Source organism: Acinetobacter sp. ATCC 27244, assembly GCF_000156555.1.
GTDB classification, from domain to species: domain Bacteria; phylum Pseudomonadota; class Gammaproteobacteria; order Pseudomonadales; family Moraxellaceae; genus Acinetobacter; species Acinetobacter haemolyticus.
This window is the reverse complement of sequence record NZ_GG665949.1, coordinates 347,738-363,510: the sequence shown is the minus strand read 5'-3', so window position 1 is coordinate 363,510 and position 15,773 is coordinate 347,738. Positions and strand designations below refer to the sequence as shown.

Annotated in this window: 18 protein-coding genes and 1 pseudogene; 14 read left to right on the top strand and 5 right to left on the bottom strand. The window is 38.9% G+C overall.

Features of this window, described 5'->3' with window-relative positions; translation table 11 throughout:
* From HMPREF0023_RS01630 to alr, 12 genes are all read left to right on the top strand, one after another.
* Positions 1–171 (top strand): RDD family protein (locus tag HMPREF0023_RS01630; protein ID WP_008940981.1); only part of this gene is annotated, 171 nt, incomplete at its 5' end.
* A 297-nt stretch (positions 172–468) separates the two neighbouring features.
* Entirely contained in the window at positions 469–1,539 is a 1,071-nt protein-coding gene (gene cyoA / locus HMPREF0023_RS01625) for a ubiquinol oxidase subunit II (protein ID WP_005090971.1), read from the top strand.
* A 3-nt stretch (positions 1,540–1,542) separates the two neighbouring features.
* A complete protein-coding gene (cyoB, locus tag HMPREF0023_RS01620) occupies positions 1,543–3,525 on the top strand; it encodes a cytochrome o ubiquinol oxidase subunit I (RefSeq protein WP_008940980.1) in 1,983 nt (660 codons plus the stop codon).
* 4 nt (positions 3,526–3,529) lie between these two features.
* Positions 3,530–4,150: a cytochrome o ubiquinol oxidase subunit III gene (gene cyoC, locus HMPREF0023_RS01615; protein ID WP_005090974.1), complete on the top strand. Its 621-nt coding sequence runs from the start codon at positions 3,530–3,532 to the stop codon at positions 4,148–4,150.
* Positions 4,150–4,479: a cytochrome o ubiquinol oxidase subunit IV gene (locus HMPREF0023_RS01610; RefSeq protein ID WP_004638542.1), complete on the top strand. Its 330-nt coding sequence runs from the start codon at positions 4,150–4,152 to the stop codon at positions 4,477–4,479. Before cyoC ends, HMPREF0023_RS01610 begins: the two co-directional genes overlap by 1 nt.
* A gap of 10 nt (positions 4,480–4,489) precedes the next feature.
* Positions 4,490–5,368 carry a heme o synthase gene (gene cyoE, locus HMPREF0023_RS01605; protein ID WP_004638541.1) on the top strand — a complete coding sequence of 293 codons (879 nt, stop codon included), beginning with the start codon at positions 4,490–4,492 and terminating at the stop codon, positions 5,366–5,368.
* A 187-nt stretch (positions 5,369–5,555) separates the two neighbouring features.
* Positions 5,556–5,939, top strand: a complete 384-nt coding sequence (rpsF, locus tag HMPREF0023_RS01600; protein ID WP_004638540.1) for a 30S ribosomal protein S6 — start codon at positions 5,556–5,558, stop codon at positions 5,937–5,939.
* 11 nt (positions 5,940–5,950) lie between these two features.
* Positions 5,951–6,178 carry a 30S ribosomal protein S18 gene (gene rpsR / locus HMPREF0023_RS01595; protein ID WP_000090661.1) on the top strand — a complete coding sequence of 76 codons (228 nt, stop codon included), beginning with the start codon at positions 5,951–5,953 and terminating at the stop codon, positions 6,176–6,178.
* A gap of 12 nt (positions 6,179–6,190) precedes the next feature.
* Positions 6,191–6,637: a 50S ribosomal protein L9 gene (gene rplI / locus HMPREF0023_RS01590; RefSeq protein ID WP_004638539.1), complete on the top strand. Its 447-nt coding sequence runs from the start codon at positions 6,191–6,193 to the stop codon at positions 6,635–6,637.
* 114 nt (positions 6,638–6,751) lie between these two features.
* Positions 6,752–7,051 (top strand): TM2 domain-containing protein, encoded by a 300-nt coding sequence (locus HMPREF0023_RS01585; protein ID WP_008940979.1) that lies wholly within the window; start codon positions 6,752–6,754, stop codon positions 7,049–7,051.
* 181 nt (positions 7,052–7,232) lie between these two features.
* Positions 7,233–8,678, top strand: coding sequence for a replicative DNA helicase (gene dnaB, locus HMPREF0023_RS01580; protein WP_008940978.1), 1,446 nt, complete (start codon positions 7,233–7,235; stop codon positions 8,676–8,678).
* Between the two features lie 64 nt (positions 8,679–8,742).
* The gene (alr, locus tag HMPREF0023_RS01575) at positions 8,743–9,813 is read left to right on the top strand and encodes an alanine racemase (RefSeq protein WP_008940977.1); all 1,071 of its coding nucleotides are present in this window, start codon (positions 8,743–8,745) and stop codon (positions 9,811–9,813) included.
* Positions 9,814–9,850: 37 nt separating this feature from the next.
* On the opposite strand, the gene HMPREF0023_RS01570 is transcribed toward alr, so the two are convergent.
* The 5 genes from HMPREF0023_RS01570 to HMPREF0023_RS01550 all read right to left on the bottom strand — a co-directional run bounded on the left by HMPREF0023_RS01570 (position 9,851) and on the right by HMPREF0023_RS01550 (position 14,075).
* Positions 9,851–10,276 (bottom strand): BLUF domain-containing protein, encoded by a 426-nt coding sequence (locus HMPREF0023_RS01570; protein ID WP_008940976.1) that lies wholly within the window; start codon positions 10,274–10,276, stop codon positions 9,851–9,853.
* 46 nt (positions 10,277–10,322) lie between these two features.
* The gene (locus HMPREF0023_RS01565) at positions 10,323–11,057 is read right to left on the bottom strand and encodes a proteasome-type protease (RefSeq protein ID WP_008940975.1); all 735 of its coding nucleotides are present in this window, start codon (positions 11,055–11,057) and stop codon (positions 10,323–10,325) included.
* 16 nt (positions 11,058–11,073) lie between these two features.
* Positions 11,074–11,853, bottom strand: coding sequence for a transglutaminase family protein (locus HMPREF0023_RS01560; RefSeq protein WP_008940974.1), 780 nt, complete (start codon positions 11,851–11,853; stop codon positions 11,074–11,076).
* Positions 11,850–12,452, bottom strand: a complete 603-nt coding sequence (locus HMPREF0023_RS01555; protein ID WP_008940973.1) for an alpha-E domain-containing protein — start codon at positions 12,450–12,452, stop codon at positions 11,850–11,852. Before HMPREF0023_RS01555 ends, HMPREF0023_RS01560 begins: the two co-directional genes overlap by 4 nt.
* A 72-nt stretch (positions 12,453–12,524) precedes the next feature.
* Positions 12,525–14,075 (bottom strand): circularly permuted type 2 ATP-grasp protein, encoded by a 1,551-nt coding sequence (locus HMPREF0023_RS01550; RefSeq protein WP_008940972.1) that lies wholly within the window; start codon positions 14,073–14,075, stop codon positions 12,525–12,527.
* Positions 14,076–14,285: 210 nt separating this feature from the next.
* Here HMPREF0023_RS01550 and HMPREF0023_RS16830 point away from each other — a divergent pair, with 210 nt between their 5' ends.
* A complete protein-coding gene (locus HMPREF0023_RS16830; RefSeq protein ID WP_005082078.1) occupies positions 14,286–15,293 on the top strand; it encodes a helix-turn-helix transcriptional regulator in 1,008 nt (335 codons plus the stop codon).
* Between the two features lie 104 nt (positions 15,294–15,397).
* Positions 15,398–15,773 (top strand): annotated as a pseudogene (locus tag HMPREF0023_RS16630) (hypothetical protein); the annotation flags it as partial.

Sequence of the window (15,773 nt, the reverse complement as noted above, 5' to 3'; positions counted from 1 at the left end):
AATAATCAAGTTAGCCTCATTCGTGCTTTTTGGCTTCGTAGTGTTGTTTTTATTATCCTAAATTTGCTGCTAGTTCCAATCATTACCATCATTGATTATGCTTTTGCAATCAGCTCAAACCGACAAACTTTGCACGATAAGTTCGCAAAAACCAAAGTGATTAAGCAATAATTACAAATCGATAAAGAAAAGAGGATTTATTCCTCTTTTCTTTATATTAAGCTGATATTTATAGAAAAAGCATATAGCCAAATAACAATCCTTACAAAATAAATCGGGTTTTAAAACAAGCATTTCAGACCACTTTATCAGTAGCTTAGTTTTTCAATATGAGGCATAATGTCCAACAACGTAGCGGTGTCGCATGATTGCTAAGCATTTCACAAAAAATTCTTATCATTCATGCGACACTTTAATCGCTATCCCATAATTTAATTAGGGAATGGGACTCTTCACCGAGGTTGTAAAATGAGACAAACGATTTTAGCTGTATTGTCTTTATCAACGCTTGCTGTGCTCTTAACTGGGTGCGGTGGTGATATGGTACTTCTAAACAATAAAGGTCCAGTTGGTCAAGGTCAAAGTAGCCTAATGATGACTGCGATCTATCTCATGCTATTGGTGGTTATTCCATCAATTGTTATGGCATTGTGGTTTGGTTGGAAATATCGCGCGTCGAATAAAGATGCAGACTATAAACCTACATGGGCACACTCTACAGCAATTGAAATTGTTGTTTGGGGTATTCCTGTCATTATTATTGGTATTTTAGCTTGGTTAACTTGGTGGGGTTCCCACAAGTACGACCCTTACCGTCCGTTAGAGTCTGATAAAGCTCCATTAACGATTCAAGTTATTGCTGAACAGTTTAAATGGATCTTTATCTATCCTGAGCAAAACATTGCAACGGTAAATGAAGTACGCTTCCCAGAACAAACGCCTGTAAGCTTTAAGATTACATCTAACTTCACAATGAATTCATTCTTCATTCCACAGTTAGGTGGTCAAATCTATGCCATGGCAGGTATGCAAACTCACCTCCATCTATTGGCAGATGAACCTGGTGTATTCCGTGGTATCTCAGCAAACTATTCAGGCTACGGTTTCTCTCAAATGCGCTTTAAAGCACATAGTGTAACTGATGCTGAATTTGCACAATGGGTAGAAGCTGTTAAATCGGGTCAAGGTAATACCGTAGTAGTTGACGAAAATGGCACTACAGCTATTCAAAAAGGTACGCTTGATCAAGCTGAATTAGCAACGCTTAAAGATGGCAATCGTTCTAAATATCAGATCGACGCACTTGTAGCAAGAGCAAAGACTCCAGAAGAAAAGAAAGCGGCTGAAGAAATGAAGCCTTATCCAACTGAGCCACATGCTGTGACTTATTATTCTTCAGTTGAGCCTAAATTGTTCGAATCTGTTATCAATCATTACATGAGCAACTATCATGGTGCAGACCACTCAGCGTCAACTGAGCATGCAACTGAAGCGACTCATACTAATGATGAACATGCCACAGCTTCTGCAGAGGAATAAGACATGTTTGGAAAGTTAGGACTTGATGCAATTCCGCACGATCCAATCGTGTTGGTTACTGTTGCAATGATGATTCTAGGTGGTATCGCTCTTGTTGGTGGTATTACTTATTTCAAAAAATGGGGCTACCTGTGGAACGAATGGTTCACATCAGTAGACCATAAAAAAATTGGTATCATGTATATCATCGTTTCTGTCATCATGCTTTTGCGTGGTTTCGCAGATGCGATTATGATGCGTTTGCAACTTTTCCTTGCGAAAGGTGGCGGCGAAGGCTATTTACACCCTGAACACTACGACCAGATTTTCACCGCACACGGTGTAATCATGATCTTCTTCGTGGCAATGGGTCTAGTCGTAGGTATGATGAACATCTCGGTGCCATTGCAAATTGGTGCGCGTGACGTTGCATTCCCATTATTGAACTCACTTAGCTTCTGGTTATTTGCCGGTGCTGCGGGTCTTATGATGGTTTCTCTCGCACTAGGTGAGTTCGCTGCAACAGGTTGGATGGCATATCCTCCTCTGTCAGGAATCGAATATTCTCCTGGTGTTGGTGTAGATTACTATATTTGGGCACTACAGGTTTCTGGTCTAGGTACGCTTTTAACGGGTGTTAACTTCTTCGTTACCATCATCAAAATGCGTGCACCTGGCATGAAACTAATGGACATGCCGATCTTCACTTGGACTTCACTTTGTACGGCTGTCTTGATTATTGCATCGTTCCCTGTTTTAACAGGTACACTTGCAATGTTAACGTTAGACCGTTATTTCGGCTTCCATTTCTTCACAAATGAGCTTGGCGGTAGTCCAATGCTTTATGTGAACTTGATTTGGACATGGGGTCACCCTGAAGTATATATCTTGGTATTACCAGCATTTGGTTTATACTCAGAAATCGTTGCAACTTTCTCTCGCAAGACGTTGTTCGGTTACAAATCAATGGTGTATGCAACAATCGCAATTACTGTACTTGCATTCGTTGTATGGCTTCACCACTTCTTCACCATGGGTGCTGGTGCGAACGTAAATGCGTTCTTCGGTATCATGACCATGGTTATTGCGATTCCGACTGGTGTAAAAATCTTCTCTTGGTTATTCACCATGTATAAAGGTCGCATTACCTATACGACTCCAATGTTATGGACGCTTGGCTTCCTTGTAACATTCGGTATCGGTGGTTTGACTGGTGTACTTATGGCTGTTCCACCTGCGGACTTCCTTGTACATAACTCACTCTTCTTGATTGCTCACTTCCATAACGTAATTATCGGTGGTGTGGTGTTTGGTATGTTTGCCGGCATCATCTTCTACTGGCCGAAAATGTTTGGTTGGAAGCTCAATGAAGCATGGGGTAAAGCTGCGTTCTGGTTCTGGTTCATTGGTTTCTATTTTGCATTCATGCCGCTTTATATCCTTGGTTTCATGGGTATGACTCGTCGTTTGAATACATATGACAACCCTGAATGGGATCCGTACTTGGCTATCGCATTATTTGGTGCTGTTCTTATTGCAATCGGTATTGCATGTTTCTTAATGCAAATCATCGTTGGCTTCTTACAACGTAAGGACAATATGGACTACACAGGCGACCCATGGGATGGCCGTACATTTGAATGGGCAACTTCTTCCCCTGCTCCGTTCTATAACTTTGCGCATCTTCCTGCTGCTGACGGTATTGATCGCTTCTGGACTGACAAAGAAAATGGTGTTGCCTACGCTCGCAATACCAAGTATGAAGATATCCACATGCCGACAAATCGTGCTGCTGGTTTCGTCATTGCGATGTTCATTACCATTCTTGGTTTCGCGCTCATCTGGCACATTTGGTGGCTTGTAGCGGTTTCATTCGTTGCTGCGATCATCAGCTTCATCGTAAGCTCATTCACTAAGAATGTTGACTACTATGTTCCAGCTGCTGAAGTTGAACGTATTGAAAATGAACGCTATGCGTTACTTGAAAAACACTTGAAGAAGGACTAAGGATATGGCTGAAGTACTTCATCACGATAACCACGGACACGACGGTCATCACGAACATGATGATACAGACTTAACGGTCTTTGGTTTCTGGACATATTTGATGAGTGACTTGATCCTTTTCGGATCACTCTTCATCGCATTTGCTGTATTAAGCAGTCATATTCCACCGGGTACACCTAGTGCTTACGACCTATTCCATGATTCTTTGGGATTCGTTTTAGCTGAAACCTTTGCACTCCTAATTTCCTCTGTGACATTTGGTTTTGCAGTACTTGCATCATACAAAAAGAATGTTAACCAAGTTCTTTTATGGTTAATCGTTACTTTTATTTTTGGTGCAACGTTCATTGGGATGGAAATCTATGAGTTCCATCACCTTGTTCATGAAGGTTATGGACCAACGAAGAGTGCGTTCTTATCTGCGTTCTTTACTTTGGTTGGTACGCACGGTATCCACGTAACTTCTGGTCTAGTGTGGATGGCTGTTTTGATGTATCAAATCAAACAGAACGGTTTGACACTACCGAATACACGTCGTCTTGCTTGCTTAAGCTTGTTCTGGCACTTCCTTGACATCGTTTGGATCTGTGTATTCAGCGTCGTTCACTTACTGGGAGTTCTCTAATGAGTAGTCATGACCATAATGCTGCAGGTGCATCGCACGGTAATGTAAAACAATACACAGTAGGCTTTATTCTTTCTGTCATTCTTACCATCATCCCTTTCGGGATGGTGATGGCAGGTGGTTTTAGTCGTGGCATTTTAGTTACTGTCATTGCAATTACTGCAGTTGCTCAGGTACTTGTACAGCTTGTGTACTTCCTACACATGAATACATCATCTGATCAACGTTGGAATCTTATTGCATTTATCTACACGATTTTATGTATTGCCGTACTTTTAGTTGGCTCTGTGTGGATTATGAATTACCTACACTACAACATGATGATCTAAACTGATTGTCATGTGGAAAAAGTACTTATTCCTGACTAAGCCAGGAATTCTCTTCGGTAATTTTATTACCACCTTGGGCGGCTTCTTTTTAGCCGCCCAAGGCTCCATAGACTACCTCTTATTATTACTTACACTTATCGGAACAACGCTCGTCGTTGCATCAGGATGTGTTGTAAATAATGTAATTGACCAAGACATCGATCAAAAAATGCAACGCACGATGAATCGTGCGCTTGTCAAGAAAACCATTTCCCCTACTGTCGCAATGTGTTATGCCCTTGTGTTAGGTGTAATGGGGTTCAGCATCCTTTGGTTCTTTATCAACGCGTATGCTTTTTTATTTGCTGTAATTGGTTTTGTGGTTTATGTCGGTTTTTATAGTTTGTGGACAAAACGTACCACGATCCATCAAACCGTTATTGGTAGTATTTCTGGAGCGAGTCCACCTGTCATAGGTTATACGGCTGTGAGTCATCAATTTGATATGGCAGCTTTATTGCTCTTTGTTGCATACGCTTTATGGCAAATGCCACATTCATGGGCAATTGCAATCTATCGTTTTGATGATTACAAAAATGCAGGAGTTCCAATCTTACCAGTCGCTCGTTCAATCATACGAACCAAAATTGAATCACTGATCTATGTGGTTTTATTTACATTGGCGATGAACGCATTATTTATTTATGGATACACCAATATTTTGTTTTTGGTGATCTGTAATGTACTTTGTGTTTACTGGCTTTATATTGGTATCTTAGGATTTAAAGCAGAAAATGATCAGCTTTGGGCAAAGCGCTTTTTCTTATTCTCTGTGATTTTAATTACAGTAATTAGTTTAAGTTTTAGCTTTACCTTTAAAACCCCTGCACCACTCTTTCCAATTTTTTAAAAAAGATAGAGAGCCTCTCTATCTTTTTCTCATCGCAAACATCTTGCATTTCTTAGAAGTTTTCCTTGTTATTTGATTGAAAACCACCTAAAATTCACGCTTCGCAATTTGCGACATAACTTTTTAGTTATGACTCCTTGCTTCTAATGTATACATTAGGGGCTGTTTAAACCGTAAGGAGCTGACAATGCGTCACTACGAAATCGTACTTTTGGTACATCCAGACCAAAGCGATCAAGTTGTAGGTATGGTTGAACGCTATATCTCTCAGATCAAAGAAGCTGAAGGTCAAATTCACCGTTTAGAAGATTGGGGCCGCCGCCAATTGGCTTACCCGATTAACAAGATTCACAAAGCACACTACATTCTTATGAATGTTGAATGTGGTCAAACGACTCTTGATGAATTAGAAGAATTGTTCCGTTATAACGACGCAATTATTCGTAACATCATCATCCGTCGTGAACACGCAATTACTGAAGAATCTTTACTTGCTAAGAGTGCTGAAGAAAAACGTGCGCGTAAAGCTCAACGTGAAGAAGCACAACAAGCAGTACAAGAAGCTGAATAAGGAGAACATCAATGGCACGTTTTTACCGTCGTCGCAAGTTCTGCCGCTTTACAGCTGAGAATGTTGCGTACATCGACTACAAAGATATCGACACTTTAAAACAGTACATCACTGAAAACGGCAAGATTGTTCCTAGCCGTATTACAGGTACTAAAGCTCGTTATCAACGTCAATTAGCGTTAGCTATTAAACAAGCTCGCTATTTGTCTTTGATTCCGTACACTGACAACCATAAGTAAGTGAGGTGAGCTGTGGACGTTATCTTATTACAACGCATTAAGAACCTTGGTAAATTAGGCGACAAAGTATCAGTTAAAGCTGGTTACGGTCGTAACTTCTTGATCCCTCAAGGTAAAGCTGTAGCTGCAACTGAAGCAAACACTGCTGCTTTTGAAGCTCGTCGTGCTGAACTTGAAAAACAAGAAGCTGATATTTTAGCTGCTGCAAATGCACGTGCTGAACAATTGAACGAAGTAAATATCGTAATCACAGCTAAAGCTGGTGATGAAGGTAAACTGTTCGGTTCTATCGGTACTCGTGATATTGCTGACGCTTTAACGAACGCTGGTCTTGTTGTTGACCGTGCGGAAGTTCGTTTACCAAACGGTGCGCTTCGTCACACTGGTGAATTCAACATCGCAATCCAATTGCATCATGATGTTGTTGCTGAAGTTCTCGTTACTATCGTATCTGAGTAATTTCTGCAAAGAAAAAGAGCATGTTTTACATGCTCTTTTTTTATGTCTAAAAAATACAAAAAGACTTCAAATTAAGTTTTAAATTTTAAAATTCTCATCTCTATAGGGCCACATATGCAAAAAAAGAATCGTATCATCGCTTTGGTACTCGCCATGTTTTTAGGTTTTTTTGGAATAGATCGTTTCTATCTCGGTAAAAAGACCACTGGTATTTTAAAATTAATCACTTTTGGTGGCTTAGGTTTCTGGTGGTTTATTGATGCAACCATACTCTTGCTTGATGCCTTCCTCTATTCCTTGGGCAAGGATACGGGTTTCGTCAAAGACGCTCAAAAAAATGATCTTCGCTACGGTCTTTCTGCTTACCGCTTAAAAAATGGAAAGTTCGTACAGGACTGGTTTGCACAACCTTAAAGTAAAACAACTCTTTTTTCTTATATCGATCTGACCAGTCAGGATGCAATAGCAGAAATGACTATCTATTATGCTATTGCACCACTTACACAATTTTCCCTGAATTAAATTGTCCAGATCAGCTTCAATTGGATTAAGATAGTCACTCGGTTATGTTTCATCTTTTTTATTAGGTCTTGTTATGTCACAGGCGAATGCCAATTTTACAAAAAATTCTCCAAACACAGAGAGTAAAGTGAGTGACTCAGGTCAACTAAAAGAATTCCGTACTCCTCCGCATAACCTTGCCATTGAGCAAGCAGTTTTAGCTGCACTAATGACTGTTGCCGAATCTTTTGAACAAGTGAGTGATCTACTCAAAGAAAATGATTTTTATGCGACACGTCATAAATATATTTATCGCGCCATCGAAAAACTGGCACAGGAAAACTCGCCTTACGATGCAGTTTTAGTCAATGACTGGCTACTTAAGCAGAACCTCCTCGATGCGATTGGAGGTGAAGAATATTTGATGCAACTTATGGCGGACTCGCCTTCAAGTTTTTACAATCTTGAAACCTATGCCAATAAAATTAAAGAGTTTTCAACCCTTCGATCAATGATCAAGGTCAGTACGGATATTCTACAAAATGCCTATGACACCAAAGGTCGTCCAGTCAGTGAAATTCTTGATTTAGCAGAAACCAGTATTTTCTCTTTGGCCGAACAACACAATAATAATAAGAAAGATTCGGGCCCCAAATCGATTAGTTCAGTTACCGCGGATGTCATCACTAAATTAGATGAATTATCAAAACTTGATGGAAACATTACAGGTTTAACTACAGGGTTTGTGGAACTTGATAATAAAACCTCAGGGATGCAAGCCGGTGACTTGATTATTGTTGCGGCTCGTCCATCTATGGGGAAAACCACTTTTGCCATGAATTTGGTTGAAAGTGTATTGCAGTACAACAGATTACCAGCATTAGTGTTTTCTATGGAAATGCCAGCAGACTCTATCGCCATGCGTTTGATTTCTGCAATGGGTAAAGTTCATCAGGGACATTTGCGCTCAGGTAATCTTGATGCCGATGAGTGGACCAAGGTTACAGGTACGATTTTGCAGCTTCAAGAGATGCACCTATATATTGATGATTCTTCTGCTCTACCTCCAACAGAACTTCGTGCCCGTGCACGACGAATTGCCAAAATGCATGATGGCAAAATCGGTTGTATTATGGTCGATTACTTACAATTGATGAAAGTCCCTGGTATGGGTGATAACCGTGTTGGCGAGATTTCAGAAATCTCTCGTAGCTTAAAAGCCTTAGCCAAAGAAATGAACTGTCCAGTGATTGCACTTTCACAGCTTAACCGTAGTTTGGAGAACCGACCAAACAAACGTCCTGTAATGTCTGACTTACGTGAATCCGGTGCAATCGAGCAGGATGCTGACTTAATCATGTTCATTTATCGTGATGAAGTCTATAACAAAGAATCAAAAGAAGCAGGTACAGCCGAAATCATTATTGGTAAACAGCGTAATGGTCCGATCGGTAGTGTTCGCCTTGCCTTTGAAGGTCAATACACTCGTTTTAGTAATCTCTCACCTGAGTTCTACGCTCAATATGATGATGAAGAATAACTCCTATACTATTGATTAAAATTGCTTTTTATATTATCCGAGTCGTCCCAAAGGAGAAATCAGGGTGCGCCAAGCAACAGTTTATATTGACAGTACAGCACTGCAATATAATTTAAACCGTGTTAAACAACTTGCACCAAATTCAAAAATTGTCAGTATGGTCAAAGCCAATGCCTACGGACATGGAATTAAAGACTGTTTAACAGCCTTAGCGGCCACGGATGCTTTTGGTGTCGCCTGTTTAGAAGAAGCCCTAGAAATCAGGCGGCTTGGATATTTACAGCCAATCACCCTAATTGAAGGTGTATTTTCAGCAGATGAGATGATTCATGTTATTGAACAGAAACTAGAATGTGTCGTTCATCATGCTCAACAAGTTGAATGGCTGCTTGCTCATAAAGATCAATATCAAGCTTTGGATTTAAAAGTTTGGGTAAAACTCAATAGTGGGATGAATCGTTTAGGTTTCAAAGTTTCTGAAATCACTACTGTGATCCAACGTTTAAAAGCAGAAGGTTTTAACTGCGTTTTAACAATGCATTTTGCCAATGCTGATACGGATCATCCACTAAATGAACAACAAAAAATGCAGTTTTTACAAGTGAAACAAGCATGTGAACCTATTCTTGCTTCATGTTGTAATTCTGCTGCCATTTATAGATATCCAGAATTGCATTTCGATTTTGTACGGCCAGGAATCATGCTCTACGGCGCATCACCGTTTGCAGACAAGAATGTTGAAGCCCTTGATCTAAAGCCAGTTATGACCTTCAGCGCAGAAATCATTGCCTTAAATCAAATTCAGCAAGGTGAATATGTTGGTTATGGTTCAACCTATGTCGCTACACAAGATATGACGATCGCTATCGTTTCGATCGGCTATGGAGATGGCTATCCTCGTGCATATATAAAACCTAACTTTGTGGCAATTTATGATCAACTTATACCCGTCATAGGACGTGTAAGCATGGATATGATTGCGATTGATATCAGTAATTTAAATGCAAAAATCGGAACTAAAGTCGAGCTTTGGGGGAATACTCGACTGGTCGATGACGTTGCAGAGGCAAATGGAACCATTGGCTATGAGCTACTCTGTAGGCTAAGCCAACGACCTCAACGCAGACTTAACTAAAAAGATAATGCTAAGTTCAAAGCTGTTTTGAACTTAGTTAACTTACTTGATCCATTTCAATTTCAGCCAACAAGGGAATAAATGCACAAATTGAATCCTTATTTAAAAGATAAGGATTAAAACTTTCCTGTCCAAGTTGTTGAAAGAAAATCGAAATAGCGCTATTTTTCCGTACAAACTTCATAGACCAATCTTGGAATATCCCCTGCTCCACATTTCGTGCAGGAAATGCATAAACTTGTTCATGCCGCCTATCTTTTTTAATTTTTTCAAATAATTGCATAATGGTGGTTTGATCCCCTTCCAAGCATTGGAAAAAATAACCATCCGCGAAATAAAGCACACCGTAAATATGATTTAAATAATTAAAATGATGTGCTTCATTTAAAATATCTCTCAAATCAGACAATAGGCTCTGTGGATCTGATAAAGCTTTACTGGTATAACAAAATTGAAAAAGCATTCTTATAACTCTTATAGGTTCAACTTGATTATGCCCAAGTTTTTGATTAAACCCAATAATCTTCAGTCGGTTTCGGTAATTCTTGTAACCCGCGCCTTAACGTTTCAGACCATTGTTTACTTATTTGGGTAAAATAAGGATCTTCTTCCCCGATTCTCTTTCCTTTAGGAATAATAAAACTATCTTTATAATAAACCAAAGCGTCTAAAGGTAAGCCAACAGAAACATTGGAGCGTAAAGTTGAATCAAAAGAAATTAATGTACAACGTAAAGCATCATCCAAAGGCATATCATAATGTAAAGCGCGATCAAGAATGGGCTTACCGTACTTACTTTCACCAATTTGAAAATAAGGAGTATCTGTAGTGGCCGAAATAAAGTTTCCTTGAGGATAAACATTATATAATTGCATTTCCTCCCCTTTAATTTGACCAGCCACCAAAATACTTCCAGAATAATTCATCTGTTCTTGAGTATTCGAAGTAATATCTTCCAATACAGTTTTTAATGTTTTGCCAACCAGTTCCGCCACTTCAAACATATTATTTGCACTGTACAAGTTTGGCTCGTGATTAAAATTCAGCGCGTTTTGCAAATGACTAATCACAGCTTGCGTTGTTGCCAAATTCCCTGCTGTTTGAATTGCGATAAAGCGTTTACCAACCACACCAAAAGTATGCAATTTACGAAATACAGAAATATGATCGACCCCTGCATTGGTGCGCGTATCACTAATCAATACCAAACCCTGTTCTAATCTCAATGCACAACAATAGGTCATCTTTTTCTCTTTACACTCAACACGCCAAAACCTGAACACTAGACATCATACTTTCAACTCCTCCTTGCTCGCGCACACCACGAACAGGTGCGACATCGAGATAATCACGTCCGATTGCAACATAAATATGATTTTGTGGAGCAAATATCTGATTACTAATATCGAAACAATACCACTGATTCTCTACAAATGCTTCCGCCCATGCGTGACTGGCAAGGTGCGGTTGGTTTTGATCATACAAATAACCAGAAACATATCGTGCAGGTATCTGCAAAGCACGGCACATAGCAACAAAGACATGTGCATGATCTTGACACACTCCTTGTCCCGCATAAAATGCATCTATGGCGGACGTTGTCACTGATGTACTTTGCGGTTGATAAGGCACACGTTCTAGGATTGCTTCTGACAAATCAATCAAATGCTGACGATTTAAACGCAGAACAATAGATTTCGCAAAGTCTAGCATCGTTGAATCATAACAAGACATCGTCGTGCGCTGTAAAAACAGCATCGGAGAAATATGACTTTCAAAATGGCCTAACTCAGTCACATGTAAATCAATAACTCCCTGCGCCATAATCGTTAAATAGCGATAATCATGCCTTTGTGTTGCTGTCATCCAAAGATTATTAAATGCATCTCTTTTACAGTTTGACTCTCCTGGCACACTAATATGCCAAGTTTCAACGGTTTGATGTTGAGAGCTTTGAGGCATCATTTTTATCGACTGCACGCTATTACGTGCAGTCTGCGTATAACGATAATGTGTTTGATGATTCACCATAAGTTTCATGCATACACCTCAAATTGATTCTCTAGCCGATATGTAAATGCATAAAACTGGTTAATATAAGGTTCAGATTTAAAAATCTCCCAACTAGGTTGTAATTCATCCCAGCCTAAATCAAACAACTGATGAATCGTTAATTCTGTTACACCCATAACCTTATGAATATTTTGATAAAACCTAAAATAAGTATCTATCTGCTCAATACATTTACCTATTCTAAAAAATAAAGAAATATCCTCTTGCTCTGCTGTTAAAAGCTCACAACATCTATTCACTATGCGTTGAATATCTAAAGCATTTGCTTCCACATTTTTGATCAAGAAATTCAGCTCAGCGTAAGCCTGTGCGCTCAATAATCCTCTTAGTTCATGAATATTGTCACGAGCAATCTCTAATTGATTTAACAGCGAAAATGGCTGTTGTTTATCTAACATAAATTGATTTAAGTTATCGGCACTATCTATCTGCAAACAAAGAGCGTATGCAAAATCCGCAGCCTGCCGGTCATCCGTAAAGGGCAACTGATTAGTAACATATTGTATTCTATATAAATAACGACCTAACCAATATACATATTGTGCACTTGAGCGAAGTAAAATCATTCAATTTCTCCTTAAATTCATTTCTAAAATCACAATAGTTTTATAAAAATCCCTCACGATTTAAGAATGATTTTAAGAACGTAATGTTTCTACAACCCAAGTATCTTTGATCCCTCCGCCTTGAGATGAATTGACAACTAAAGATCCAGCTTGCATCGCAACACGAGTCAAACCACCAGGAACAATCTCTGTACGATATGGTGAACTTAATATAAATGGACGCAAATCGATATGTCTTTCAGCCACACCTTGATCTGTAAGTGTTGGTGCAACTGATAATGCCAAAGTGGGTTGTGCTATATACAAATGTGGGTTTGCCATGAGCTTTTGTCTAAAGCATTCGATTTGATGTTGATCTGATTGCGGGCCTATTAACATCCCATAGCCACCAGAGCCTTGAGCCTCTTTAACAACTAACTTTTCTAAATTACTTAATACATAATCTAATTGGTCAACATCTCTACATTGATAGGTTGGCACATTATTTAAAATCGGTGCTTCGCCCAAATAGAATTGAATCATCTGATCCACATAAGGATAAATTGACTTGTCATCTGCCACACCAGTTCCTGGCGCATTTGCAATTACAACATTGTTTTGAAGATAAGCAGACATTAGCCCTGCAACACCCAATGTACTATCAGGTCTAAAGATTAAAGGATCTAAGAAATCATCATCTAAACGACGGTAAATCACATCCACTTGCTGACGACCACGAATCGTTTTGACAAAAACTTTATCATCATCTACAAAAAGATCACGACTCGTAACAAGGGGAACATCCATTTCTCTAGCTAAAAATGCATGCTCATAATAAGCACTATTAAATCGACCTGGTGTCAGCACTACAATCAATGGATTATCGACATACGCATTCTCCTCAAGAATCGCTCGAAGTAAAGTTGGATACTGTTCAATGCTTTGTAAATTATTACTCGTACATAAATCAGGCATTAACTTTTGACTAATCTTTCGACTCTCGAGCATATAAGAAACACCAGAAGGTGTTCTCAAATTATCTTCCAGCACATAAAATTCACCATTGCCATCTCGAATAATATCAATACCACTAATCTGCGAATAAATTTTCCCTTTTAAATGATGCTTTAACATATGAGGCTGAAATGCTTCATGTGTCATGACTTGATGCTCTGGAATTAAGCCCTCTTTGAGAATATGTTGCCCGTGATAAATATCATCTAAAAAATGATTGAGCGCTTTTACTCGTTGCGTACAACCGGCAGCTATTTTTTCCCATTGCTTTTTTTCTATCACTCGAGGGATCAGATCAAAAGGGATCGTTCGCTCTAATCCCTCTTCTTCGCCATACACATTAAAAGTAATGCCCTGATATAAGAAATGCTGTTTTGCTTGTGACTCTAAATGATTCAATTCATCCAAACTACGCAGACTCAACCATTGTTCAATCTTCTTAGATGCCTCGCCATTAAAACTATGATCATCTAACATTTCATTAAAGAATTGGGATTTTAGTTGTTCAAATAGATTTACCTTTACTTGAAGCTGCTGGATAAATGTAGACGACTGCAATGAAACCGCCGCTGTTTGATCTGAGGTGTAATATTCTGAAGTGATATTTAGGTTGTGTTCTTGTTCTGACATAGAAACCTCGTCTCATCATTTATACATAAATCAAATAAGCAATTTCAGTGCCACTAATAACTCGTTTATTTTTTAATCAGACTTAAGATATTCGAACAAATCCCAATGCTTTTCAGTCGTAAAAGCGTAATCTAAATGTGATTGACTTGATAAATAGAGATAGATTTTTTATTGTGTCTGCTTTAGACCACTTAATTACGTATTACGCTTATGTCTTCCACACAAGAAAAAGAAACATCGAACAGCTTATATCGCCAATGGCAAATCCTATCACGCCTATCAACTGGAAAATGGATGGGTACACGTGAATTACAAGAAATATTAGAACGTGAAGGTATTGAGATCAGTCTACGTACCATTCAACGTGATTTAAATCAAATCGCGCAACGCTTTCCGATTGAAAGTAATAAAACCGTACCCCAAGGCTGGCGTTGGCGCTCAGATGCACCGATTCAAAGTTTGCCTCATATGACTAGCTCCCAAGCAGTCACTTTTATGATGGTTGAAGAACACCTAAGACATTTACTTCCACCAAGCTTGCTAGAAGAAATGACACCTTGGTTTGACCTCGCTAAACGAAGTCTTTCAACTCAGAATAATGTAAGACAGTGGATTAACCGTGTTCGGATTGTACCTGCTAACCAACCTCTCATCCCTCCTGTTGTCGATAAACAAGCTCAACAAGCCATTTATGAAGGCTTATTACAAGACAAACAAATTGAATGTGTTTATCGTGCTAGAACCAATCAAGGTGAAGATAAAACCTATATCCTCAATCCGCTTGCTTTGGTTCAAAAAGGTGCTGTAATTTATTTAATTTGTACTCGAAATGACAAAACTGAAGTACAAACCTTTGCCTTGCACCGTTTTAAAGCAGCCACGGTACTTGATAATCGTGCTTTACACCCCGTTAATTTCGATATCGATGGTTATATTGACTCTGGTGCACTTGGTTTTAGAGTTGATTATAGTAAGCCAACAGAACAAATTTTGTTGAAGCTTACCATGACTGAAAATACGGCCCAAAGCTTCTATGAAAGTCAATTAAGTAAAGACCAGACGATTATCTCTATCGAAGAGAATATTGTTGAGGTATCTGCGACAGTTCCCTTCACCTCACAATTGGTATGGTGGCTCAGAAGTTTTGGCAAGAAACTGCTCAATATCGAACCTGCTGCTGTATATAATGCGGTGAAGGAAATTAATGAAGAATCATAAATAGTTGCTCATCTAGACATAACATTCTATATAATACTGTTGGGAAAATTATCAATAATCAAACACAGATAATTTATTAAAATATTTCAATTGGAAGAATTCAAATGCATAACCCCAATAAATGTATAACTTTTCTGGGTCTCCTCACTACGATTTCATTGTTATCTGCCTGTGGTGGCAGCTCTACAAGTTCGGATAGTAGTTACACCTCATCTAAAGTAATGAGTGAAGTTAAAACTGATTTAAAGTTCTTAAATACATCTCTACCTTCTGCTCAATCAACAAATGTAGATACTCCTGTCTATCGCTATACTCAAATCTTTAACAAAGAAAATGATCAATTCAAAACAAGCTATCGATTAGAGTTTGATTTTGACATGGATGCAAATACGTTTTATCGCTTAGAAGCGGATTATGATACGTTAATTAATGCCACGCCAAACTCAGTCAAATTAAAGGAATTTGAAAAAAGTGGTCAGA